Origin of the sequence: Sphingorhabdus sp. (assembly GCF_046154385.1) — a bacterium.
GTDB lineage: Bacteria > Pseudomonadota > Alphaproteobacteria > Sphingomonadales > Sphingomonadaceae > Sphingorhabdus_B.
Genome location: NZ_JBJXFW010000058.1, coordinates 1 through 25,959, shown reverse-complemented (window position 1 = coordinate 25,959; position 25,959 = coordinate 1). Strand labels below are relative to the sequence as shown.

At 54.3% G+C, this 25,959-nt stretch carries 16 protein-coding genes; 10 read left to right on the top strand and 6 right to left on the bottom strand.

Going from position 1 to position 25,959, the window contains the following annotated elements; all coding sequences use genetic code 11:
* Both ACKVOS_RS13030 and ACKVOS_RS13025 read right to left on the bottom strand, forming a co-directional pair.
* On the bottom strand, positions 1-467 hold a 467-nt coding region (locus ACKVOS_RS13030; protein ID WP_409212420.1), incomplete at its 3' end, for a DUF815 domain-containing protein.
* Positions 464-2,200, bottom strand: a complete 1,737-nt coding sequence (locus ACKVOS_RS13025; protein ID WP_409212419.1) for an acyl-CoA dehydrogenase — start codon at positions 2,198-2,200, stop codon at positions 464-466. The genes ACKVOS_RS13030 and ACKVOS_RS13025, both read right to left, overlap by 4 nt.
* Positions 2,201-2,254: 54 nt before the next feature.
* Here ACKVOS_RS13025 and ACKVOS_RS13020 point away from each other — a divergent pair, with 54 nt between their 5' ends.
* The 8 genes from ACKVOS_RS13020 (at position 2,255) to ACKVOS_RS12985 (ending at position 12,556) form a co-directional block, all read left to right on the top strand.
* Positions 2,255-3,211, top strand: coding sequence for an L-threonylcarbamoyladenylate synthase (locus tag ACKVOS_RS13020; RefSeq protein ID WP_409212418.1), 957 nt, complete (start codon positions 2,255-2,257; stop codon positions 3,209-3,211).
* Positions 3,208-4,173, top strand: a complete 966-nt coding sequence (locus ACKVOS_RS13015; RefSeq protein ID WP_409212417.1) for a M48 family metalloprotease — start codon at positions 3,208-3,210, stop codon at positions 4,171-4,173. Before ACKVOS_RS13020 ends, ACKVOS_RS13015 begins: the two co-directional genes overlap by 4 nt.
* Positions 4,174-4,262: 89 nt before the next feature.
* Positions 4,263-5,315, top strand: a complete 1,053-nt coding sequence (locus ACKVOS_RS13010; RefSeq protein WP_409212416.1) for an efflux RND transporter periplasmic adaptor subunit — start codon at positions 4,263-4,265, stop codon at positions 5,313-5,315.
* 3 nt (positions 5,316-5,318) lie between these two features.
* Complete coding sequence (locus tag ACKVOS_RS13005) at positions 5,319-8,405, top strand: efflux RND transporter permease subunit (protein WP_409212415.1); 3,087 nt, start codon at positions 5,319-5,321, stop codon at positions 8,403-8,405.
* The gene (gene msrA, locus ACKVOS_RS13000; protein ID WP_409212414.1) at positions 8,395-8,928 is read left to right on the top strand and encodes a peptide-methionine (S)-S-oxide reductase MsrA; all 534 of its coding nucleotides are present in this window, start codon (positions 8,395-8,397) and stop codon (positions 8,926-8,928) included. The genes ACKVOS_RS13005 and msrA overlap by 11 nt, the downstream gene beginning before the upstream one ends.
* Before the next feature lie 75 nt (positions 8,929-9,003).
* On the top strand, positions 9,004-9,873 hold the full coding sequence (gene galU, locus ACKVOS_RS12995) for a UTP--glucose-1-phosphate uridylyltransferase GalU (protein WP_409212413.1): 870 nt from the start codon (positions 9,004-9,006) through the stop codon (positions 9,871-9,873).
* A gap of 70 nt (positions 9,874-9,943) precedes the next feature.
* Positions 9,944-10,249, top strand: coding sequence for a hypothetical protein (locus ACKVOS_RS12990; protein ID WP_409212412.1), 306 nt, complete (start codon positions 9,944-9,946; stop codon positions 10,247-10,249).
* A gap of 192 nt (positions 10,250-10,441) precedes the next feature.
* A complete protein-coding gene (locus tag ACKVOS_RS12985; RefSeq protein ID WP_409212411.1) occupies positions 10,442-12,556 on the top strand; it encodes a TonB-dependent receptor plug domain-containing protein in 2,115 nt (704 codons plus the stop codon).
* Positions 12,557-12,602: 46 nt separating this feature from the next.
* Here ACKVOS_RS12985 and rpoC read toward each other — a convergent pair whose 3' ends face one another.
* The 4 genes from rpoC to ACKVOS_RS12965 form a co-directional block, all read right to left on the bottom strand.
* Complete coding sequence (gene rpoC, locus ACKVOS_RS12980; protein ID WP_409212410.1) at positions 12,603-16,889, bottom strand: DNA-directed RNA polymerase subunit beta'; 4,287 nt, start codon at positions 16,887-16,889, stop codon at positions 12,603-12,605.
* Between the two features lie 119 nt (positions 16,890-17,008).
* Positions 17,009-21,166 carry a DNA-directed RNA polymerase subunit beta gene (gene rpoB, locus ACKVOS_RS12975; RefSeq protein ID WP_409212409.1) on the bottom strand — a complete coding sequence of 1,386 codons (4,158 nt, stop codon included), beginning with the start codon at positions 21,164-21,166 and terminating at the stop codon, positions 17,009-17,011.
* A gap of 378 nt (positions 21,167-21,544) precedes the next feature.
* Positions 21,545-22,456 (bottom strand): Brp/Blh family beta-carotene 15,15'-dioxygenase, encoded by a 912-nt coding sequence (locus ACKVOS_RS12970; protein WP_409212408.1) that lies wholly within the window; start codon positions 22,454-22,456, stop codon positions 21,545-21,547.
* Positions 22,457-22,504: 48 nt separating this feature from the next.
* Positions 22,505-23,266, bottom strand: a complete 762-nt coding sequence (locus tag ACKVOS_RS12965) for a bacteriorhodopsin-like (RefSeq protein ID WP_409212407.1) — start codon at positions 23,264-23,266, stop codon at positions 22,505-22,507.
* Between the two features lie 112 nt (positions 23,267-23,378).
* Between ACKVOS_RS12965 and ACKVOS_RS12960 the strand changes: the two genes are divergently transcribed.
* Both ACKVOS_RS12960 and lepA read left to right on the top strand, forming a co-directional pair.
* Positions 23,379-24,035 carry a LuxR C-terminal-related transcriptional regulator gene (locus ACKVOS_RS12960; RefSeq protein ID WP_409212406.1) on the top strand — a complete coding sequence of 219 codons (657 nt, stop codon included), beginning with the start codon at positions 23,379-23,381 and terminating at the stop codon, positions 24,033-24,035.
* A gap of 64 nt (positions 24,036-24,099) precedes the next feature.
* A complete protein-coding gene (gene lepA / locus ACKVOS_RS12955) occupies positions 24,100-25,923 on the top strand; it encodes a translation elongation factor 4 (RefSeq protein WP_409212405.1) in 1,824 nt (607 codons plus the stop codon).
* Positions 25,924-25,959 lie beyond the last annotated feature (36 nt).

Below are 25,959 nucleotides of genomic sequence, written 5' to 3'. Positions count from 1 at the left end.
AGCGAGCGGAGCAGGCGCGGACCGTTGTCGTGCGTGTCAAAGGCGATGTCATCGACAAACAGAATGAAGCGTCGCCCGGAAACGGACAGTTCCTCGAACAATTGGGGCAGGGAGGCCAAGTGTGATGACGATGCCTCGACCAGCGCGACAAACAGCCCTTCTTTCTGCAATTCCCCGACGACGGATTTGACCAGCGCCGATTTCCCCATGCCGCGCGCACCCCAAAGGAGCACGTCATGCGCGGCTGCGCCGGAGGCATGGCGGCGGCTGTTTTCGAGCATATCGGTTTTCTGGCGGTCGACGCCCACGATCAGATCGATCGGCAGCGGCCGGAAATGGTGGATAGGGGCGAGCCGCTTCCCATCCCAATGATATGCAGAGTGTGCCGATAAATCCATCGGCGGGGCAGGCGGCGGGGACAGTCTTTCAAGCGCTTCGGCGATGCGCTTCAAAATATCCGTGTTCAAGCCGCCATCCCTTCTGCGTCCAGCATATACAGCAATTCGGAACCGGCCATCGCGCTCGTCTTCAGTGAAAGGGCTTCGGCCACCATCACTTCCAGATAATAAAGGCAGGCGACAACCTTGCTGTCCAGGAACGCACTGGTGCCATTGGCGGTCTGCTCCGCCTGTGCGGCCCGCAATTGACGCAGCATCAGCCAGCCCGACGTCGCAATGGCCATCATCTGGGTATAGGCATAGCTTCCGGCGAGGCGATCATCGACGCTGGCGCCCAACATCCATTCGGTTACCTCGGCACAGGCACCCGCAAGCGATGCGAGGGCGGGGCTGTTGCCTGCGTCAGCGGCAATCGCCTGTAAATGGCGACGGATGAAGTCACCGCCTTCCATAGCGAGTTTGCGGCCCACCAGATCAGCCGCCTGTATGCCGTTGGTGCCTTCGTAAATGGCCGCGATGCGGATATCGCGGTAATATTGGGCAGCGCCTGTTTCCTCGATGAAGCCCATCCCGCCATGCACTTGTATGCCAAGCGAGGCGATTTCGCTGCCCAAATCGGTGCCATAGGTTTTGGCGAGCGGTGTCAGAAGATCTGCCATTTCCCGCGCGCCTTCCTCCCCGACGGCCGCGCGATCCACATAGCCGGACGCAAAATACAGCAAGGCGCGGATCGCCTGTGTTCCGGCTTTCATGCGAATCAACATGCGACGCACATCGGGATGTTCAATAATCGCGACGGATTCGCGGGATGGCCCGCCCGCCTTGGCCGATTGCACCCGTTCGCTGGCAAACCAGATCGCCTTTTGCGTTGCCGCTTCGGCAATTTGCACGCCTTGCAGTCCCACGTTCAGACGGGCGTTGTTCATCATCGTGAACATGGCGCGCATTCCGCCAAATTCGGGGCCGATCAGTTCGCCAATACATTCACCTTCCTCGCCAAATGCGAGGACGCAGGTGGGCGATGCGTTAATGCCCATCTTATGTTCGATAGACACGACCTTGATATCATTGGCTTTACCGATGCTGCGGTCCGCGCCAACTTGATATTTGGGAACCAGAAACAGGGAAATGCCCTTTGTCCCGGCGGGTGCATCCGGCGTGCGCGCAAGCACAAGATGGACGATATTTTCGACCATGTCGTGATCGCCGAAGCTGATATAGATTTTTTGGCCGCGTATCTGGTACCGCCCATCTTCACGGGGTGTTGCCGTGGCCCTTAACGCACCGACGTCGGACCCTGCCTGAGGCTCGGTCAGATTCATCGTACCGCTCCATTCTGCGGTCGACAATTTGGGAAGATATGTCGCTTTCTGGGCATCGGACCCGTGATGGTGTATCGCTTCAATCGCACCGACCGACAGGATCGGGCACAGGGTGAAGGCCATGTTGGCCGCGCCCAACGAATCCAGCGCGACGGTCGCGAGGCTGAATGGCAGGCCTTGACCGCCGAAATCCGACGGCGCGTTGATCGACCCCCAGCCATTGGCTACATAGGCCTGATAGGCGGCAACAAATCCTTCGGGCATGACCACCTTCCCATCGATTAACCGCGCGCCGACAACATCGCCAACACGGTTCAGCGGGGCGAATTCATTGGCCGCAAATTCGCCAATCCCTTCGACGATGGCTTGCACAACGTCAGCGGTTGCGTCGGAAAATCGGCCATGTTGGGCGAGGGCTTCAATCCCGGTGATATGCTTTAAAACGAAGAGCTGTTCGGCGATGGGGGCAGCAAAGGACATGGGACGAAAAATTTCCTGTGAAAGCGGGTTGCACAACGCCTATAGACCGAACTTATGCTAGGCTCAAATACCTTGGGGAATGGCTGGGTTGTGCCCGCCGATGATGCCGCCATTACGGCGGCTGCGGATCTGTTGCGAGGTGGGCAGATCGTGGCGATTCCCACCGAGACAGTCTATGGCCTTGCCGCCGATGCGGGCAATGCGGACGCCGTGGCGCATATCTATGCGGCGAAGGGGCGGCCGGACTTCAACCCCTTGATTGTCCATGTGCCCGATTTGGCGGCGGCCGAGGAGCTGGCCGAATTTGGACCCTTGGCGAGGCAGTTGGCGGAGGCTTTCTGGCCGGGGGCGCTGACGCTGGTTTTGCCTTTGCGCGAAGGGGCAAGGGTTGCGGCTGCGGTGACGGCGGGGTTGCCTACGATTGCGCTGCGCTGCCCTGCGCATCCGGTGATGCAGGCAGTGTTGGCGAAATGCGGTCTCAACCTTGCGGCGCCATCGGCGAACAAGAGCGGCGGCATCAGCCCTACAAGAGCCGAGCATGTTTTGGCGAGCCTGGGCGGGGCGGTGCCGATGATTTTGGACGCCGGCCCCTGTAAAGAAGGTTTGGAATCAACTATCGTTGCTATCAGGTTGGAAAATATAGAAATATTGCGACCTGGACCTGTCACGGCAGGCGCTCTCCAAACCTTCTCGAAGCTTCAGCCGAGTCAAAAAGCCGGCCAAAATGTCGAAGCACCCGGCCAACTCGCCAGCCACTACGCCCCTACCAAACAGGTCCGGCTCAACGCCGAAACGGCGAAAGATGGCGAATATTTGATAGGTTTCGGATCGGTGGCGGGGAGCGACAATCTATCCCCCACCGCTGACCTTGCCCAAGCTGCAGCCCATCTCTTCGACGCCTTGCATCGTGCCGACGCCAGCCCATATCATTCGATAGCAGTCGCAACTATCCCCGATGATGGAATAGGCGTGGCAATAAATGATCGCTTGAAAAGGGCAGCGACACGATGAAATGGATTGCGGTGTGCAGCGCGGTTGGCTTGGCAACAGCAGCAATCGCCGCTCCCAAACCGGATGAGGTCATGGCTTATCAGGAACTGGTCCGGAAAGACGCCCGTTTGGCAACGATCGGATATCGCTTGGCTCTGGCCAATTCCCCATTTTGCGAAAAACTGGAACCCAGCCTGGGTTGGGTGTTGCACGATGAAAGGCAATATCCCGATCCGGACACAGCGCGCAGCGCGCTTGGATTGCGCGCGCCAATTTCCGTTTCCGCCGTCGTTCCGAACGGACCTGCGGAACGCAGCGGCATAAAAGCTGGCGACGGTCTGGTGGCTTTGAACAATGTTTACTGGAATTGGGACGCCAAGCCAGCTCGTTCAAAAAGCGTGAAACGGCTCGAAAAAGTTAATACCGACGTGCGTCTGTCGTTGGTAAACAGCGTTGCGATCAACCTGATTTTGACTACGGAGACCGGACAAAAAACCATTCATGTCAAACCCGAGCTGGTCTGTGCATCCAGATTCTGGGTGGACACCACATCACAGCTTGATGCCGGTGCGGACGGCGAAAGCGTCAGAATAGCCGAAGGGTTGATGGCTTTTGCCTCGACCGATGAAGAATTGGCGGCTGCTGTGGCCCATGAATTATCCCATAATCTTCTTGGTCATCGAAATCGGCTGGAAAAGACGGGCCGAAATGGCGCGCACATTTTGGCAACCGAGATTGAAGCGGATCAATTATCGGTCTGGCTATTGGCAAATGCCGGCTACAACCCCATCGCGGCATTGCGATTTGCCGAGCGTTTTGGCCGAAAGACGAGCTTGGGCATTTTTTCCGAAAGTACGCATTTGCGCTGGAAAAACCGGGTCAAAATCATGCGGGCCGAAATTGACGTCTTGAACAAATCGTCCAAAGTAAATGGATTATCGCCGCCCCCGCTTCTGTCCGGTGGCAGTTTAGCCACGCGATAGAAAAAAATCAGTTGCATATCAGGATGGTGTTTCTTCCTGAACATGAATGGCCTATCAACCGTCGAAGAGAATATATGGGGAGGTCGAAATTGCTTCGTGCGGTTAAATCATTAGCGATAATTTTGCCTGTAATCCTCTCTTCATCTTGCGGTGAGGAAAAAGCAGTTCCTCGGACAGCGGTTGATGAAATCCACCCGGTTCAAGTCATCACAGTAGAGCAAGATAGTGTTCAACGTGTTATAAATGCAGTCGGAACGGTTCGCTTTCGTCGCGAGACGCCGCTCGGATTTACAACAGCTGGCAAGGTGGCGACTGTAAGATTTGAAGAGGGCGATTCTGTAAAGAATGGCGCTCTTTTGGCGGCGCTTGATTCAACAATAGTTGGCGCTGATGTCAGCGTCGCAACTGCGGAGCGCGAACGCGCAAGGGCAGAATTTGATCGGTTACGCACCCTCTATGCGAACGGTTGGATCACTAAAGCGCGTTATGAAACCGCAGAAGCAACCTTGAAAGCCGCAGAGGCGAGGGTTCGTCAGGCGAGTTTCGCATCTGGGACCTCGCAACTATATGCACCGTCAAGCGGCGTTATATTGTCACGCAATGTGCAACCCGGGCAAGTCATCGCGGCAGGAACGCCGGCGTTGGTTTTGGGAGAGAATGACGGCGGCTTTGTTTTTCGAGTGCCTATAATTGACCGCGATGCCACAAAATTGCGGGTAGGGATGGCCGCAGATATTTCGATTGAGTCATCTAGCGACTCGTTGATCCGCGCTACGGTGTCAGAAATTGATGGCCGGGCAAATGAATCAACGGGCGCGTTTACAGTGCAATTCCAGTTGCCAAATAGCGGCAAGTTGCGATCAGGCCAAATTGGTACTGCCAATATTAAACTGCCTTCGTCCGGAGGCGGCGCTCTTCAGATCCCGGCGAGTTCCCTTTTTGGTGTGCGGACAGGGGAAGGGTTAGTCTACGTTGTTGACGCCAATAGCCGTGTGGAAACACGTAACGTGGCAATTGAACGTGTAACCGATCAATTTGTGCTCGTGTCGGGGGGGATAAAGTCGGGAGATATCATTGTCATTTCCGGCCTGGAAAAATTGCGGGCAGGGTCAAAAGTTCGTCCCATATCGGTTCCGCGGTAGATCATGCATATCGCCGAAGTCGCAATTCGCAGATGGCAACTGACGCTGGTCTTGTTTGCGCTTCTTAGCGCCTTGGGGTTTTCCGCATTTCAACAGGTTCCTCGCGCGGTCGACCCCCATTTTTCGATGCCGGTTGTGTCAATAGTCGCGTTGCAGCCGGGGGCTGATCCTGCTGAAATCGAACAGACGATAACCAAGCCGATTGAAGAGCTTTTGCAAGGCTTAGAAGATGTGCAGAATGTCGCATCGACCAGCAGCGACGGCAATGCGGTAATCCGCGCCGAATTTGACTGGTCGGGCGATCCTGACCAATATTTCAACGACACCGTTCGTGAAGTAACGGCGATTCGAAGCCAGTTGCCGAGTGATTTGCAAAGGTTGACGTTTGAAAAAATCCGGACGACGAACACGTCGATTCTGCAAATTGCGCTGCTCAGTGACACAGCAAGCTGGTATCGGATGGAAAAATATGCCCGGGATATTAGCGAGGCGCTTGGGCGGTATAAGGAGGTCCGACAATCTGAAATTTATGGGTTGCCGCAGCCCGAGATCAGTGTCGAAATTAACTCTGGACGTCTTGCGGCATTAAGGGTGCCGGCGAGTTCTGTGGCGGATGCCATTCGGGTTGGTGGCGCCGACGTGCCTGCCGGAGCAGTTACAAGCGGCACCCGACGCTTCAATGTGGAAGCCGGCGGGGCATTCCGTGATTTGGAAACCATTAGGAACCTGCCGTTAAGAAGCAATGATGGAACTTTACTTCGTGTTGGTGATATTGCGGAGGTAAAGTTTGGTGCTGCCGAACAGAGGGTAGAAGTCAGTCACAATGGTCGGCGGGCTATCTGGATAACGGCCAATCAAAAGCAAGGTACCGATGCAACAAAGTTACGGAATTTGCTCGTTAAAGAATTGGCCTTGCAGCAAAAGCTCTTGCCACCAGATATCAAAGCTGTGGTTCAGTTCGATCAAAGTCGGGACATTCGAAAGCGTTTGAACGAACTTGCTCGCGACTTTGGTATCGCGCTATTCCTTGTTCTTTTTACGCTTTTGCCTTTGGGATGGCGGGCATCAATCATCGTTATGATTTCTATCCCGCTTTCTATCGCTTCAGGGCTGTTGGCGATTTCGGCTATGGGATTTAACCTCAGCCAATTGGTGGTAGCAGGTTTCATCCTCTCTTTAGGACTTCTTGTTGACGATTCCATTGTCGTGGTGGAAAATATCGCCCGTCATTTGCGAATGGGCAAAGACCGTGATCAAGCCGCGATTGACGGCACAAAAGAGATTACAATGGCCGTAATGGGGTCAACCGGCGTGTTGGTGTTCGCTTTTTTCCCGCTATTCTTTCTTCCGGAAGGGGCGGGTAAATTTACACAAAGCTTTATCGGAACGATTGTTGCCACGATTACCGCATCGATGATTGTATCCCTTACGATTGTACCTTTTTTGGCCAGCCGGATTTTAAGCCGTGATGAACATGAAGGCGGAAACGCAATGTTGCGCTGGCTGATGCATAAAATTGACCGGTTTTACCATCCAATGTTGCACTGGGCGCTGGATCGGCCTCGCCGAACTGTATGGGGCGCGCTGGCGGTTACATGCGCTGCATTTCTTCTCGTGCCGGCATTGGGATTTAGTTTGTTCCCGAATGCCGACACATCCTATTTCAGGGTTACGGTGGAAGCTGAACAGGGATCTAGTATCGCGGAAACAGGGCGGATTGTTCGGGCTGTTTCGAACGTGCTTAAAACCGAACCGATGATAAAAATCCGGGCGGAGAATGTAGGCGCATACAATCCTCCAGTTTTTTATAATGTGTTCCAGCGCGGCGAGAACCCGACGCATGGTGAAGTTTTGGCTATCATGGATGATTGGAAAAATGCCGAAGCGCGTGCCATGATCGTTCGGCTTCGACAGAGACTTGATACTATTCCCGGAGCGCGCATTAAAATCGTGCTGTTCCAGAATGGAGCGCCGATCAATGCACCGGTTGAATTCAGGGTCTATGGGCCAGATCAGGGTGAGCTGCGAAAAATTGCATCGAAAATGGAACAGGCCTTGCGCGATACGCCTGGGGCACGCGATGTGAACAATCCCGTTGCTTTTGACCGCGTTGACCTAGATGTACAAATTGATGATGCGAAAGCCGCTTTGTTCGATGTGCAATCGGGTGCGGCGCGCCGTGCTATTCGGTTAGCTTTGTCGGGAGAACGATCGGGTACTTTTAGAGATGTCGAAGGCGATAGTTATCCGGTTGTTGTCCGACTGCCTTTAACTGAAACCCATCCCATATCAGCGCTGGAGTCTATCTATGTTCCGAGCAGGAGTGGGCAGTCGGTATTACTTGCCGAAATCAGCAATCCAACTCTCGAATCCGCGCCGGCGGCTGTCTATCGTTACAATCTTGAGCGGAATGTTAGCATAACGGCGCAAATCACGGATGGTGCCGTGGTTTCCAAAGTCAATCGCGATGCCCAAAATAGGATGGACAAAATTCCCTTGAAACCCGGATATTCCATTGAAATCGGCGGCGAAGCTGAAAAGATAAACGACACTTTCGCGGGGTTCGGGCCGATTGTCATGATTGCAATGTTCAGTATTTTTGCAATTTTGGTTGCCGAGTTTGGCCGCTTTAAGGAAGCTCTGGTGGTTGCCGGGGTTATTCCGCTGGGCACATTCGGAGGATTGATTGCACTTGTTGTTACCGGCAACAATCTTTCTTTCCTGGCTGTGATTGGATTTATCGCTTTGGTGGGAATTGAAATCAAGAATTCAATCTTGCTCGTCGATTTTACAAGCCAGTTACGACAACGGGGTTTGGGGTTGCGTGAAGCGATCGAGCAGGCCGGCGAAGTTCGCTTTTTGCCGGTGTTGCTAACGTCAGTTACTGCGATTGGCGGACTTATGCCATTGGCGCTATTTGGCGGCAGCCTATATGGGCCATTGGCGATTGTGTTGATCGGGGGGTTGATTTCGTCAACTCTGCTATCACGTATTGTAACACCAGCAATGTACTTATTGGTTGTGCGCGGCGACGAGGCCAAAGCCCGAGTTGCAGCCGACAATATTGAAGGACTATCAAATGCCACATGATGACGCAATTTTTGCAGGCGGATGTTTCTGGTGCACAGAAGCGGTGTTTGGCCAGCTGAACGGCGTGAGCAAGGTTGTAAGCGGCTATATCGGCGGTACGGTCGTTGACCCAACCTATAAACAGGTATGCGGCGGCGACACCGGACATGCGGAAGGTATTCGGATCACATTTGATCCCGAAATCATCAGCTACGCCGATTTACTCGACATTTTCTTCGCGACCCATGATCCAACCCAGTTAAACCGACAAGGTAACGACATAGGAACGCAATATCGTTCAGCGATTTTTCCGCTAAACGACGATCAGCGTTTGGCCGCGCATGAAGGCATCGTGTGCGCCTCTGCTGATTGGCCGGCGCCTATTGTGACGAGCATCGAGGGCCCGGCAATCTGGTATCCTGCCGAAGATTATCATCAGGAATATTGGGACGGTGAAGGGCAGCGTAATCCCTATTGCCTTGCAGTTATTCCGCCAAAATTGGCAAAGTTAAAAAAGATACTGGGTCAAAAACAGATATACTAAGAAATCTGCCAAATTGCCAAGCCCATATCCTTCCGAGTAATCGACAATCGCACCGACGGGGTTAAAGCTGCCTTTATGGAAATCAAACCAATACGCAAAGCTGTCTTTCCCGTCGCGGGACTTGGCACCCGTTTTCTCCCCGCCACCAAGGCCATCCCGAAAGAGATGCTGCCAATTGTCGACCGGCCGCTTATTCAATATGCCGTGGATGAGGCGCGTGAGGCCGGTATCGAACAAATGATATTTGTAACTGGTCGCGGTAAAAGTGCGATCGAGGATCATTTCGACATTGCTTATGAGCTCGAAAAGACAATGTCCGAGCGCGGCAAAGACCTTTCAGTTCTGGAACCTACACGCCTCGGGCCGGGAAACTGTGCTTATGTCCGTCAACAAGAGCCATTGGGCTTAGGGCATGCCATATGGTGCGCGCGAGATATCGTGGGCGACGAACCTTTCGCCATTTTTCTGCCCGATGAATTTATGCACGGATCGCCAGGTTGCATGAAGCAGATGGTCGAAGCTTATCACAAAATTGGTGGCAACATGATAAGCGTCCTGGAAATCCCCCATGAAAAAGTATCAAGCTATGGGGTCATTAAACCCGGCCAAAGTGACGGCGCTGTAACTGAAGTTTTGGGACTGGTTGAAAAGCCTAAAATAGAAGAAGCGCCCTCGAACCTGATTATTTCGGGCCGTTATATTTTGCAGCCTGAAGTCATGCGCGTCCTAGAAGGACAGGGTAAAGGTGCTGGCGGCGAGATCCAGCTTACTGATGCCATGGCCCAGATGATCGGGAGGCAACCCTTTCACGCCGTAACCTTTGACGGCAACCGTTATGATTGCGGTTCCAAAGTAGGGTATATAGAAGCCAATTTAGCGGTTGCGTTAGAGCGGCCCGACATGGCTGAGGAAGTCAGAGCAATTGCGATCGACCTATTAAAGTAGCAATAGAGATGTTAAGGCGCTGCTCATCATAGCCGGGTTATCGCGGATATGAATGAAGCAGGAGTTTGCTATGCGTCTAATTTTGTCATCGGCGATCATTTTTCTACTTTCCGGATGTGTCGCATCAGTTGTCAAAGATGTTGTGACGGCTCCTGTAAAAATTGTTTCGAAGACAGCCGATGTTTTGACGACAAGCCAATCGGAAGCGGACGAAAAACGCGGACGTGAAATACGAAAGCGCGAAGAAGCATTAGGAAAAATGGCGCGTCAACGCGATAAAGCGCGTGTCAAATGCGATGATGGCAATGAAGAAGCCTGTTCGACTGCAGAGCAGCTTAGCGAGCAAATCGAAATGGAACAGTCACGTCCTATCTAAGCGAATACCGCGTCCGGATATAAATCGGCGAACGTGCGTTTTGCGTCGACAAGCATCTGATAATTTTAAATTTTTGTATTTTGTCGAACATCTGCATCGTCTGTCGAAGTTTCATGTCTAATGTGTTGAATTCGAAATACATGAACAACCCAACTATTGGACGCATTCCGCGCCTGACCGTCGGGAGTTTCGATGACATATGCTGGCCGCCCTATAACGTCATTATTGATAGCCGTGGGCTGCGTCGTTTCAGGGCCGGCTTTGCAAGCCCAAGATGATGAACTTGCATCCACCGCTTCGGCGGCTACTCCGGGTAAACGCCAATTTCGCGGCGACTTTTTTTCGATATACTCTCCGGTAACCGCGCTGGATATGGTCCGACGCATTCCCGGTTTCTCTATTGAGGAAGGAGATGGAAGGCGCGGTTTCGGCGAAAATGCCGGAAATGTTTTGATAGATGGGGACCGCCCGTCGAGCAAATCGGATGATATTTTAACGATCCTATCGCGCATCCCGGCCAGTGAGGTCGAATATGTCGAGCTTACGGAACAGGCAGGGGCAGACTCCGAAACTCAAGGCAAAGGACAGGTTGTTAACGTAATTCGCAGGATTTCATCAAAAGTCAGTGGAACATACGAAGGCAACATTGTTGCCGGAACGCGGTATGGTTTTCAGCCATCCATAAATGCCTCGGCAACATTAAGACGCGATCTGACTACCATCGAACTAAACGTCAGTTCCTACTCCGAACGCATTTACGGCTTTGGGCCAGAGGATTTTAAGTCAGGATCTGGGGCGTTGATCGAACGACGACATTACCAAGGAAAAGGCGGATTTGATGAGGCGGCCATTGGCGGATCAATAAAGACGCGCTTGCGAGGCGCGAAGGTAAACGTGAACGGCCAAGTTCGATTTGAAGATAGCTTTGATCGCCGCGAAGGAAGCTACTTCGGGTCCACAGGCATTGGTACAGGCAATGAATTGTTGCTCCGCGATGGGCCGATCAGCGATCTCAGTTACGAGATTGGCGGTGATATTGAATTTGGTTTGGCACCCAAATTCAACACAAAAATAATTGGGCTTTATCGGGTTGCCCAAGAAAGCAATGACAGCAGCATTGCGGTCGATCGACGTGGTCAGCCACCTACACGGTTCGAAACGCGCAGTCGGAACCGTCCAAGCGAAATGGTCGCTCGTATCCAAAACGATTTCAGTGCGTTGCCCGGCCACGCAATCCAGTTTGGAGGTGAAATTGCGTATAATCGGCTGGATGCCCGGTTTTCGGCTGCGAGTTCGGTTGCGGGGACGGAAACGTCATTTCCTGCATCGAACGTTGTGGTTGAAGAAGTACGAATCGAACCGTTTGTTACTGATATTTGGGCGATAGGCCCGTCTTGGAAGATAGAGGTCGGTGCAATTGCAGAATTTTCGAAACTGAAATTATCAGGTGACAGTTTGGCATCTCGTAGATTTCAATTTCTAAAGCCGCGGGCAGCCGCGACCTGGACCCTTGATCCTCAAACTACTTTTGAGTTTCGTGCCGAGAGGCAGGTGGAGCAGCTCGACTTTGATGAATTTGCGACATCGATTGATGTGGGATTGGGGAACCAAGTGGATGCGGGGAATGCGGATCTGGTTCCTGAAAAAACGACTACTTTTTCGGCTCTGGTCCGGCATAAATTCCTTGATCGCGGTAGCATTCAGTTTCGCGCTGATTATCAGCTGGTTAGCGACACGCAAGATTTGGTGCCCATTACGCTTCGTGACCCATCCGGCAATATTACGGCACGCTTTGATGGGGCCGGAAATATCGGAGGGAGCAAGCGTTGGAATGGTGAACTCGAAATTACGCTTCCCTTTGATTGGTTGACCAAAGCAATTGGCGTGACTGGAATGGAGCTTAAATATGTTGGCCATTACCATGACAGTCGCGTTACCGACCCGGTAACGGGCCAAAAACGGCGAAGATCCAATCGGCCCTTATGGCACCAGCAGTGGGATTTCCGGTATGATGTCTCGCAAATCGGTATTGTCTATGGGGCATCCATTTATACAGAAGAATCAAACAATGCCTTCTTCTTTGACGAATTTAGACGTGAAAGCGAAGGCGTTAAAACCAGCGTATTTGTTGAATATACGAAGTTTAAATTGGGTACGATACGACTGCAAGTAATTGATTTACCTGATTTTCGGCGGGATCGGTTCATTTTTGGCGACACTCGGGATTCCGGTGCGCTCACCGAGATTGTCAATCGCAAGCGTTCGCTTGACCCTTTGATCCAGCTCACCCTTTCGGGAAAATTCTGAAACAATACCCGCCGGAACCAAATTCCGGCGGGTATTCAATTTGAAATTACTCTTCTTCTTCGCCACCGATCTCGATGACATCGTCGATTGCGGCATCTTCTGTGGTCAGGTCATCTGCGATAACCTTTGCCAGAACATCGTCGCCAATCGCAGCTTCAGGGCCCTGCGCCAATTCGGCGGCATGCTCTTCGGCAGCGGTTTCCGGCGCTATCAGGCTCTCCTGAAGCGCGCGATAGCTGGCGCGAAGGGCGGCGTCGCGGCTGTTGGCCGTTACGCGCATACGGTTCATTGCTGAACCTGTACCTGCCGGGATCAGGCGTCCAACAATTACGTTTTCCTTCAGGCCGGTCAGAATGTCCTTCTTGCCCTCAACCGCCGCTTGCGTCAGCACGCGGGTAGTTTCCTGGAACGATGCGGCCGAGATGAACGAACGCGTCTGCAACGAAGCCTTGGTGATGCCGAGCAGAACCGGATTGCCGGTTGCAGGTGCTTGTCCCTTGGTCAGCTTCGCGTTGATTGCGTCCATTTCCTCACGGTCAACCTGTTCGCCGGGAAGCAGGGTGGTGTCACCGCCAAAGGTGATTTCAACTTTCTGCAGCATCTGGCGAACAATCGTTTCGATGTGCTTGTCGTTGATCTTCACGCCCTGCAAACGATACACTTCCTGAATTTCGGCAACCAGATATTCGGCGAGCGCCTCGATCCCCATGACTTCCAGAATGTCATGCGGGTTCGGTGAACCGGCAATCAGATTGTCGCCCTTGCGGACGAAATCGCCTTCCTGAACGTCGAGCACTTTTGACTTTTGGATCAGATATTCGATCCGGTCGCCTTCTTCCGGGACAATCGCGATCTTGCGTTTCGCCTTATAGTCACGAACGAATTCCACGCGGCCCGAAATCTTGGCAATGATTGCGTTGTCCTTCGGAATACGTGCTTCGAACAGTTCGGCAACGCGCGGCAGACCGCCGGTGATGTCGCGGGTCTTGGCAGATTCACGCGTCACACGGGCGAGAACATCGCCTGCCTGAACCTCTGCCCCATCTTCGACCGAAAGCATCGTGCCGACACCCAAAAGATACCTTGCAGCTTCACCGCTATCGTCATCCAGCAACGTCAAACGGGGACGAAGGTCCTCTTTTTTGCTGCGGCTGCCTGCACGGTCTTCGGTGACGACGCGCTGGGCGATGCCCGTTGCTTCGTCTGTTTGTTCCGCCAATGTCTTGCCATCGATCAGGTCCTGATATTTCACGATACCCGACTTTTCAGTGATGATCGGCATGGTGAACGGATCCCATTCGGCCAGACGGTCACCAACATTGACTTCCGCGCCATCTGGGAATGCCAGCGTCGCACCATATGGCAGACGGTGGATTTCCATCTCGCGGCCGTCCTTGTCGACGATGATCAGTTCGCCGTTACGCGCCATCGCCAAGCGCTTCTTGCGCTTGTCGACGATGCTCGGCAGATCACGGTACATCACCTTACCCGATGCGGTTGCATCAAGGTTTGACTGTTCGTTCAACTGCGCTGCACCACCGATGTGGAAGGTACGCATGGTCAACTGGGTACCCGGTTCACCGATTGACTGGGCAGCGATAACGCCGACAGCTTCACCGATGTTAACGGGCGTACCACGGGCAAGGTCACGGCCATAGCAAGTGCCGCACACGCCAACCTTGGATTCGCAGACCAGAGGGCTGCGAATCTTCAGCGCCTGAAGTCCGGTCTCTTCCATCGCGGCAACCATCGGCTCATCGAGCAGGGTGCCTGAAGGAATAAGAACCTTGCCATCCAGACCCATGATGTCTTCTGCGGTGGTACGTCCAAGGACGCGCTCACCGAGCGACGCGATGGTCGAACCACCCTGAACGATCGAGCGCATTTCCAGCGCACGTTCAGTGCCGCAGTCGACTTCGACGATGGTGCAATCCTGCGATACGTCGACCAGACGGCGGGTCAGATAACCCGAGTTTGCCGTCTTGAGCGCGGTATCGGCCAGACCCTTACGGGCACCGTGGGTCGAGTTGAAATACTCGAGAACGGTCAGACCTTCCTTAAAGTTCGAAATGATCGGTGTTTCGATGATTTCACCCGATGGCTTGGCCATCAGACCACGCATACCGGCAAGCTGCTTCATCTGCGCTGGCGAACCGCGCGCACCGGAGTGGCTCATCATATAAACCGAGTTGACAGGCAGTTCGCGGCCATGTTCGTCCAAAGGCGAAGCCTTCAGCTTGTCCATCATGGCGTTGGCAACCTTGTCGCCACAGGTCGACCATGCGTCGATGACCTTGTTGTATTTTTCCTGCTGGGTGATCAGGCCATCCTGATATTGCTGCTCGAAATCGGCAACAATAGCCTTGGTTTCTGCGACCATTCCTTCTTTTTCTTCCGGAATGATCATATCGTCCTTGCCGAACGAAATGCCGGCCTTGAACGCGTACTTAAAGCCAAGCGACATGATCGCGTCGGCGAACAGCACGGTGTCTTTCTGGCCGGTGTGGCGATAAACCTGATCGATAACGTCGCCAATTTCCTTCTTGGTGAGAAGACGATTGACCGTTTCGAAAGGAACGCGATGACTTTTCGGCAGGGTTTCGGCAAGAAGCATACGACCAGGTGTCGTGTCGAAACGCACCATACGCTCTACGCCATCTTCGCCGGTCTGTGGCACGCGGGCGATGATCTTGGAGTGGAGCGTTACCGCGCCAACTTCAATCGCTTGATGCACTTCGGCCATATCCGACAGCATCATGCCTTCGCCTGGTTCACCGCGACGGTCCATCGACAGATAGTAAAGACCCAAAACCATGTCCTGTGAAGGAACGATGATTGGCTTACCATTGGCTGGCGACAGGATGTTGTTTGTCGACATCATCAATACGCGTGCTTCCAACTGCGCCTCAAGGCTCAGCGGGACGTGAACAGCCATCTGGTCACCGTCAAAGTCGGCGTTAAATGCCGAGCAGACCAGCGGGTGAAGCTGGATAGCCTTGCCTTCGATCAGGACAGGTTCGAACGCCTGAATGCCCAAACGGTGAAGTGTAGGAGCGCGGTTCAGAAGCACGGGATGTTCGCGGATAACCTCGTCGAGGATATCCCAGACTTCCTTGCGTTCTTTCTCGACCCACTTCTTCGCCTGCTTCAGGGTCATCGACAGACCCTTTGCATCAAGGCGCGAGTAGATGAACGGCTTGAACAGTTCCAACGCCATTTTCTTTGGCAGACCGCACTGATGCAATTTCAATTCAGGACCGGTCACGATAACCGAACGACCCGAATAATCGACGCGCTTGCCCAGAAGGTTCTGGCGGAAGCGGCCCTGCTTGCCCTTGAGCATGTCGGACAGCGATTTCAACGGGCGCTTGTTGGCACCGGTGATCGTGCGGCCGCGACGGCCATTGTCAAACAGTGCGTCGACCGCTTCTTGCAACATACGCTTTTCGTTACGGACAATGATGTCCGGCGCGCGCAGTTCGATCAGGCGCTTCAAACGGTTGTTACGGTTGATGACGCGGCGATACAGATCGTTGAGATCCGATGTCGCGAAACGGCCACCATCGAGCGGCACCAGCGGGCGCAATTCTGGCGGAATGACCGGAATGACGTCGAGGATCATCCATTCGGGCTTGTTACCTGAATCGATAAAGCTTTCGACGACCTTCAAACGCTTGATAATCTTCTTGGGCTTCAGTTCCGACTTGGTAACCGCAAGCTCGTCGAGCAGATCGGTACGTTCCTGTTCAAGATCAAGATCCATCAACATGGTCTTGACGGCTTCGGCACCGATAGATGCGGTGAAGGCGTCTTCGCCATATTCGTCCTGTGCATCGAGCAATTCGTCTTCTGACAGAAGCTGGAATTTCTCAAGTGCGGTTAGACCCGGCTCGGTTACGATGTAGTTCTCGAAATACAAAACACGCTCAAGCTGCTTCAACTGCATGTCGAGCAGCAAGCCGATGCGCGACGGCAACGACTTCAGGAACCAGATATGGGCAACAGGAGCAGCAAGCTCGATATGGCCCATACGCTCACGACGTACCTTGGTGACGGTAACTTCAACGCCGCACTTTTCGCAGACGACGCCCTTATATTTCATGCGCTTATACTTGCCGCACAAGCATTCATAATCCTTCACCGGACCAAAGATGCGCGCACAGAACAGGCCGTCACGTTCTGGCTTGAACGTGCGGTAGTTGATGGTTTCGGGCTTCTTGATTTCGCCGAACGACCAGCTGCGGATTTTCTCTGGGCTGGCGATGCCGATCTGGATCTGGTCGAATGTTTCGACCTTGGCGACAGGATTGTTGAATTTGGACAGTTCGTTCATTTTGTATTCCTTAAATCCTCCTCCCGCTTGCGGGAGGGGTTAGGGGAGGGTGATACCGAGGAGGAAGGACTGACCCTCCCCCGACCCCTCCCGCATGCGGGAGGGGAGAAGGTCACCCCTTATTCCGCGGCCTCGGCAAAACCCTCGTCGCCCTCGACCAGATCGTGCGCTTTAAGGTCCACATTCAGACCCAGTGAGCGCATTTCCTTGACCAGAACGTTGAAGCTTTCGGGGATACCGGCTTCGAAGGTGTCGTCACCCTTGACGATCGCTTCATAAACCTTGGTACGACCGATAACGTCATCGGATTTGACCGTGAGCATTTCCTGCAAGGTATATGCTGCGCCATAGGCTTGAAGTGCCCAGACCTCCATTTCCCCGAAGCGCTGACCACCGAACTGCGCCTTACCGCCCAGCGGCTGCTGGGTAACGAGGCTGTAGGGTCCGATTGATCGGGCGTGGATCTTGTCGTCAACAAGGTGATGCAGTTTGAGCATGTAGATAATGCCCACAGTTACCTTGCGGTCGAACTTGTCGCCAGTGCGTCCGTCGAACAGGTCGGACTGACCTGAGCTATCGAGACCAGCAAGTTGCAGCATTTTGGTCACATCGGCTTCGCGTGCGCCGTCAAACACTGGGGTGCCCATGGGGACGCCGGTGATGACATTGCCTGCCAGTTCGATGATGTCTGCATTGCTGCGGCCATTGATTTCCTGGGCATAATCTTCGCCATAGGCATGAACCAGACGCTCACGAACCGCTTCGGGAGGCGCTGCCGCTTCAGGGTTCGGGTTTGCATGACGCCAATCTTCGAGCGCATCCTTGATTTGCATACCAAGTCCGCGCGCAGCCCATCCAAGATGGGTTTCGAAGATCTGCCCGACGTTCATACGCGAAGGCACGCCGAGCGGGTTCAGAACGATGTCGACGGGCGTACCGTCGGCAAGGAAAGGCATGTCTTCCTGCGGCAATATCCGCGAGATAACACCCTTGTTCCCGTGACGACCGGCCATCTTGTCACCCGGTTGCAGCTTGCGCTTCACGGCAACAAAAACCTTGACCATCTTGAGCACGCCCGGCGCCAGTTCATCGCCACGCTCAAGCTTTTCTCGACGATCTTCGAACTTCTCGACGATCAGTTTGACGGCGTCATCATACTGTACCTTGACGGCTTCAAGGTCGCCCTGAATCTTGTCGTCGACAACCGCGATTTTCCACCATTCGTGACGCTCGACTTCAGCGAGGTTTTCCTCGTTGATCGTATCGCCCTTCTTAAGTGCCTTTGGCGCGGCAGCAACGGTTTGGCCGATCAGCATATCCCGCAGACGGTTGTAAGTAGCACGGTTCAAAATCGAACGTTCGTCTTCGCGGTCCTTTGCAAGACGTTCGATTTCTTCGCGTTCGATGGCCATCGCACGCTCGTCCTTGTCGATGCCGTGGCGGTTGAAAACGCGCACTTCAACGACCGTACCGGCAACGCCCGGCGGCAACTTCAGCGAGGTGTCGCGCACGTCGCTGGCCTTTTCACCAAAGATGGCGCGCAGCAGCTTTTCTTCCGGTGTCATCGGGCTTTCGCCCTTTGGCGTGATCTTGCCGACGAGGATATCGCCCGGATGCACTTCGGCACCGATGTAGACAATGCCTGCCTCATCAAGGCTGCGAAGAGCTTCTTCGCCGACGTTCGGAATATCGCGGGTGATGTCTTCGGGTCCAAGCTTGGTATCGCGGGCCATCACTTCGAACTCTTCGATATGGATTGACGTGAAAACGTCGTCCTTAACGATGCGTTCGGAGATCAGGATCGAGTCTTCGTAGTTATACCCGTTCCAGGGCATGAACGCGACGAGGCTGTTCTTGCCCAGTGCCAGTTCGCCCAGCTCGGTCGAAGGACCATCGGCGATGATGTCGCCGGCTTCGATAACGTCGCCCACCTTCACCAGAGGTTTCTGGTTGATGCAGGTGTTCTGGTTCGAACGCTGGAACTTTTGCAGCGTGTAGATGTCCACACCGGACTGGCCGGCTTCGACTTCGCCGGTGACGCGGACAACGATGCGGGTCGCGTCGACCTGATCGACGATGCCGGTGCGGCGTGCACCGATGGCGGCGCCGGAATCGCGGGCTACGGTTTCTTCCATACCGGTTCCGACAAACGGTGCTTCTGCGCGCAGCAGGGGCACAGCCTGACGTTGCATGTTCGAACCCATGAGCGCGCGGTTGGCGTCATCGTTTTCAAGGAACGGGATCAGCGATGCCGCGACCGAAACCAGCTGTTTGGGGCTGACGTCCATCAAGGTCACCTGATCGCGGGGTGCCATCAGGAATTCGCCCGATTCACGTGACGAAATCAGGTCTTCGGCAAAGCTGCCGTCGGCGTTGAGTTCGGCGTTGGCCTGCGCAATGGTGTTCTTTTGCTCTTCCATCGCCGACAGATAGACCACATCGTCAGTCACCTTGTTGTCGATGACTTTGCGGTACGGTGTTTCGATGAAACCGTATTTGTTGACTCGGCTGAAGCTTGCGAGGCTGTTGATCAGACCGATGTTCGGGCCTTCCGGCGTTTCAATCGGGCAGATGCGTCCATAATGGGTCGGATGGACGTCGCGGACTTCGAAGCCTGCGCGTTCGCGGGTCAGACCGCCTGGTCCAAGGGCCGAAACGCGGCGCTTGTGCGTCACTTCGGAAAGCGGATTGGTCTGATCCATGAACTGCGACAATTGCGACGAACCAAAGAATTCGCGCACCGCAGCCACCGCCGGTTTGGCGTTGATCAGGTCATTTGGCATCACAGTGGAGACATCGACGCTTGACATACGCTCCTTGACGGCGCGCTCCATCCGCAGCAGGCCAACGCGATACTGGTTTTCCAGCAGCTCGCCGACCGAACGGACCCGGCGGTTGCCTAGGTTATCGATATCGTCGATTTCGCCCTTGCCATCCTTCAGGTTCACCAGTTCCTTGACGACAGCGAGGATATCCTCGTTCCGCAGGGTCGTGTGGTCATCCGGCGCATCCAGCTGCAACCGCATATTCAACTTTACGCGGCCCACTGCCGACAGGTCATAACGGTCCGCATCGAAGAACAAACCGGCAAACAAAGCCTCTGCAGTTTCGCGCGTTGGCGGCTCGCCAGGGCGCATCACGCGATAGATCGCATCAAGGCCCATGTCGCGGTTCTCGGCCTTGTCAGCCTTGACCGTGTTGCGAATCCACGCGCCGGTGATGACATGGTCGATGTCGAGCAATTCGATCGCATCAATCCCCGCCTTGTCCAGCATTTCAAGGTTTTCGGCGGTGATTTCGTCACCAGCCTCGACATAAATGCGTCCGGTCTTCTCGTCGATCAATTCGAACGCGGAATAGCGGCCAAAGATTTCCTCGGTCGGGATCAGCAATTGGGTCAAACCGTCCTTCACCGCCTTGTTGGCGGCGCGCGGCGTGATCTTGGTACCGGCGGGGAAGATTACCTCACCCGATTTGGCATCGACAATGTCGAACATCGGCTTCGACGCACGCCATTGTTCCGCATTGAAGGGGATGATCCATCCACCCTTGCCGCGCTGGAACGTCACGGTGTCATAGAAATGGTTGAGGATATCCTCATCATTCATGCCCAGACCATAAAGCAACGTCGACACCGGCAGCTTGCGCTTGCGGTCGATCCGCACGTTGACAATATCCTTGGCATCAAATTCAAAGTCGAGCCACGACCCGCGATATGGAATGACGCGCGCGGCAAACAGATATTTGCCGCTGCTGTGCGTCTTGCCACGGTCATGGTCGAACAAAACGCCCGGCGAACGGTGCATCTGCGACACGATAACGCGCTCTGTCCCGTTGATGAAGAAGGTGCCGTTATGCGTCATGAGCGGCATGTCGCCCATGTAAACGTCCTGCTCCTTGATATCGAGGACCGAGCGCGCTTCGGTGTCGGGATCAACCTCGAACACGATCAGGCGCAACGTGACCTTCATCTGCGCGGCATAAGTGATCCCGCGTTGACGGCACTCTTCCACGTCATATTTCGGATCTTCCAATTCGTAATGCACGAAATCAAGTTCCGAAGTTCCGGCAAAATCCTTGACCGGAAAAACGCTCCGCAAAGTTTTTTCAAGGCCCGATACATAACCGATCGACGGGTCAGAACGCAGGAACTGCTCATAGCTTTCGCGCTGGACCTCGATCAGGTTGGGCATGGCGATGACTTCATGAATGTCACCAAAAATTTTACGGATACGCTTTTGTCGCGAAATTTTCGCAGGAGCAGTACGGGATGCCATAAGGTGCTTTGCCTCGATTTAGAAATGTCAGACGCGCAAGAAGGGCATCACAATACGAAGAAAGGCCGCATGGCAATAGCCCCAGATTCGGGTCCTGCCGTGCAGCCGTTTCGCGATGTGAAAATCCTTTTCTATCAATGCGTTAGCCAGGTTGCGCGACAACAAAGCTTTTCCCGACGAGAAGGATATCCTCAGCCATATAGAGGGGAAGGACGGAGGGGTCAAGGTCTGTTCCAGACCTTACAATAGCGGAGAAGAATAACGTTTGAGGGTTTGTTCGCTGTACTCGGCGATACCACCCCGTACTAACCGAAATACACGTGCTGTGTGTCAATCTACCGGTCTACTAGCCGTTAATAAATGCATCAGATATATGTCCTAGGCGTATTTTGTGCTTGTTGCGCGATTAAGTTTGAAATGTTCAAGTATGAAGTGCGGTACAGTTAGAATTGAAATCAGAATGAAGGCTGAACGGATAACACCCGACTCTAATTGTAAATTGTCCATACCAATAAATAGGAGAACACCCAGAGCAATCGCCAACGGGAATACAGCCGCCATAACCCCAGCCTTTTTGGCTGCCGACAACCCCGAACATTCGCGCAAAGACTCTTCCATATGGCGCGGCGAATGGAGCCCGCAGAAAAAGACTGCAAAAGCAATAAGTGGTGGTAGGAATAATGCGGCGGTCAAACAGCTGGCGACATCAACCGCATTGAGTGTTTCACCATTCTTGTAAGCCCAATAGGTAAAAGCTAGGCTGCCCAATGCAGCAGGCGCGGCCGTACAGGCCAGAATAGCGGAAATTGTTGAGCCAGCTTCGGCGTCCGTCAGCATAACGAAAATGTTAATAACCTCTTCGGGATGCGACAAAGCGGGTAAGGCGATCAACGCCCAACTAACCATCATAGCTAGAAAAATGTCCGCTCCACCCCTCCAGTCTTGGCCAAAATGAATGATCGAAATCACAAGAAAGAGCGTGAGAGCCAGCGCAGAGTTGGTGAGCCAGCACAACGTCATTATGGCCGCGCAGGAAAAATATCCTGCAAGAATTTTGAATTTATCGGAATAGCTTGAACGACCAAAACGGATCGAGGCAATTTCGACATCGAGCGTCCCGTGCGGAATCCCGACCAACACGATTGCAACTGCGGCCAGCATAGTCATCTGAGGGCTGCCCAAATCGGGCGACAATATGTTCGTGATTATCAGGCCGAGGACAATCCACGGCAAAGCCCACAAGCGCAGATTGGAAGGGAGGTATGCGCCTGTGGACTTGTTGATGGACATTGAATTCATGACAACTGGCCCGCGTCGGGAGAGACGGACCAGTCCACATCATGCATGTGCAACTTCACCATATTCTGCCTTAGATTTACGAATAGCAATCATATAGATGAGTACGCCGAGACCAGCCTTTGCAATCAAATCTGCGATCGTGTAGCCGACTTGCACGCCCACTGTCACGTCAGCTCCGCCGAGGTTGGTGTAAGGAATCATGTACACGATTGGATAAAAGCCCCAAGATGCGAACGTCAGAAGTCGCGCCTTTTTGACCAATTCACGAACACTGTCCGGTTGGCTCGCAACGGATGCACCAAGACCAGCGAACAATTGCCACATGATGTAAACGAACGGGATCGCGGAAAGTGTACCCCAGATCATACGGGTTGTGTTGTCCGTAGCGATTTCGCCGGGGTAACCGAGAATGACCATCAAAGCTGCTGCGGATCCCAATTTGAACGATTTAGAGACCGTTTCCTGCTCTGACAGTCGCATCACGAGGATGAGTTCAATCAGCAGCAATGGCACAGTTAACAACCAGTCCACATAACGATACGCATCGTTGAAGGCGTAGCCCGACATAGAGACGACGCCGTCTTTGACTGCGTACGCTTCTTCCCAGCTCTGAAATATCCGGAAATAATGATAGGCGGCGATGGCGCAGACAAGGCCTGAAATGGTTAGTGCCGTTTTATACGCCGGACCCACCTGGGAGCGCCCCAACCATAAGAACAAGGTCGTTGCAGCCATCGTGGCGAATGTAAATGAGAATGCGTTATAGACCAACGAATATTGGCCGTATGATAATGTTTCCATAGCGACTATCCTTTTTTGACTTCCATTTAAAACGAAGGACCACGGGATTACGCCTCTATTGCCAAGCATCAACCTATACGAAATACCATGTGTGCCTGGGGAGGTATCAAACATGCAAACAGAACTAATCAAGAGAGAGGTGCGGCGACCCGATTTGGGTGCGCATGACGCAGTAAAGCAGCGCTTGGATGCACTGATTGCAAACAGCCCGGTTGCCTCGGTAATCAGCGATCCGCTGCGAAAGGACAATCCGATTGTCGCGTGCAACGCAGCGTTCATGGAATTGACAGGCTACCGTGAGTCGGAAATTGTTGGACGAAACTGCCGGTTCCTCGCGGGGCCAGCAACCGAACCCTGGCTGACCGAAGCGATCCGGGATGGCGTCCTGCGCCACAACCCTGTGCTTGTAGAAATCCTGAACTATAAAAAGGACGGCACTCCTTTTCGCAACGCCGTCCTCGTAGCGCCAATCTTTGACGAATTTGGCGATCTCGAGTATTTTCTGGGCTCTCAGATCGAACTGCAACTCGACTCAACCACAACTAGTGCCAATCGCCGTATGGCTGCATCGGTGGCCGTGCAGGCGCTGACGGCGCGCCAGAGAGAAGTGCTGGCGGAAATCTCGCACGGGCGCTTGAACAAGCAGATCGCCCATTCGCTTGGGTTGAGCGAGCAAACGGTCAAAATGCACCGCGCGGTATTGATGACCAGGCTGGGTGTGACCACTACAGCCGATGCAATTCGTATCGCTGTTGAGGCAGGGCTTTAGCGAACGCGGATACGGCATTTTGCCATGCTTGAAGGGGCAGGGCTGCCCTGCTAGAGGCGCTGGCATGACTGAACTCTCCCGCATTCGCAACTTTTCCATCATTGCCCATATCGACCATGGCAAATCGACGCTCGCCGACCGGCTGATCCAGCAGACAGGCGGGCTTTCCGACCGCGAGATGTCGGGACAGGGGCAGGTGCTCGACAATATGGAGATCGAGAAAGAACGCGGCATCACCATCAAGGCGCAGACGGTACGGCTTGCCTATACCGCCGCCGACGGCCTTGAATATGAGCTGAACCTGATGGACACGCCGGGCCATGTCGACTTTGCCTATGAAGTATCGCGCAGTCTGGCCGCGTGCGAAGGCGCGTTGCTGGTCGTCGACGCGGCGCAAGGGGTGGAGGCGCAGACGCTCGCCAATGTGTACCAGTCAATCGAGCATGACCATGAAATCGTGCCCGTCATCAACAAGATCGACCTGCCCGCGGCAGAGGTCGACAAGGTGAAGGCAGAGATTGAGGAAATCATCGGGCTTCCCGCCGACAACGCCGTGCTGACTTCGGCCAAATCGGGCATCGGCATTGCCGAGGTGCTGGAGGCCATCGTCACCCGCATCCCCCCGCCCAAGGGCGACCGCAACGCGCCGTTGAAGGCGATGCTGGTCGATTCATGGTATGACCCCTATCTTGGCGTCGTCATCCTGATCCGCGTCATCGACGGCGTGATCAAAAAGGGCCAGGAAATCCAGTTCATGGCGGCGGGCACCAAGCATCTGGTCGACCGCGTCGGCTGTATGCGGCCAAAGCTTGAAATCCTGACCGAGATCGCCGCGGGCGAGGTTGGCATCATCACCGCGCAGATCAAGGAAGTCGCGCAGACCCGCGTCGGCGACACCATCACCGATGCCAAGCGCCCCGCCGCGCAGCCGCTTCCCGGGTTCAAGGAAGTGCAGCCGGTGGTGTTCTGCGGACTGTTCCCCACCGACGCGGCAGACTTTGAAAAGCTGCGCGAAAGCATCAGCAAACTGCGCCTCAACGACGCATCGTTCAGCTTTGAGACCGAGAGCAGCGCCGCGCTGGGCTTCGGCTTCCGCTGCGGTTTCTTGGGGCTGCTCCATCTGGAGATTATTCAGGAGCGCCTGACCCGCGAATTCGACCTCGACCTGATTACCACCGCGCCGTCGGTGGTCTACAAGCTCGAACTCTCGCGCTCCAAAACCGAGGATGCGCGCAGCATGGAGCTGCACAACCCCGCCGACATGCCCGACATCAACCGCATCGCGGAGATTCAGGAACCGTGGATCGAGGCGACCATCTATTGCCCCGACGAATATCTCGGCAGCATCCTGAAACTCTGTCAGGACCGGCGCGGGGTGCAGAAACAGCTCACCTATGTCGGCGGTCGGGCGCAGCTTGTCTATGAACTGCCGCTCAACGAAGTGGTGTTCGATTTCTACGACCGGTTGAAGAGCATTTCGCGCGGCTATGCCTCGTTCGATTACCACCAGATCGGCCACCGCGAGGGCGACCTTGTGAAGATGAGCATCCTCGTCAACGGCGACCCCGTCGACGCGCTCAGCATGATCGTCCACCGCGGCACCGCCGAAGCCCGCGGCCGCGGCATGTGCGAACGCCTAAAAGACCTGATCCCCCGGCATCTGTTCAAAATCCCGATCCAGGCGGCGATCGGCGGCAAGGTGATCGCCCGCGAAACCATCGCCGCGATGCGCAAGGACGTGACCGCCAAATGCTATGGCGGCGACGCGAGCCGTAAGAAAAAGCTCCTCGAAAAGCAGAAAGAGGGCAAAAAGCGCATGCGCGAATATGGCAGCGTGAGCATCCCGCAGGAAGCGTTTATTGCGGCGCTGCGGATGGGGGAGGAGTGAGCAAGAAAGTCATCATCCTCGCCTGACCAAATGGCG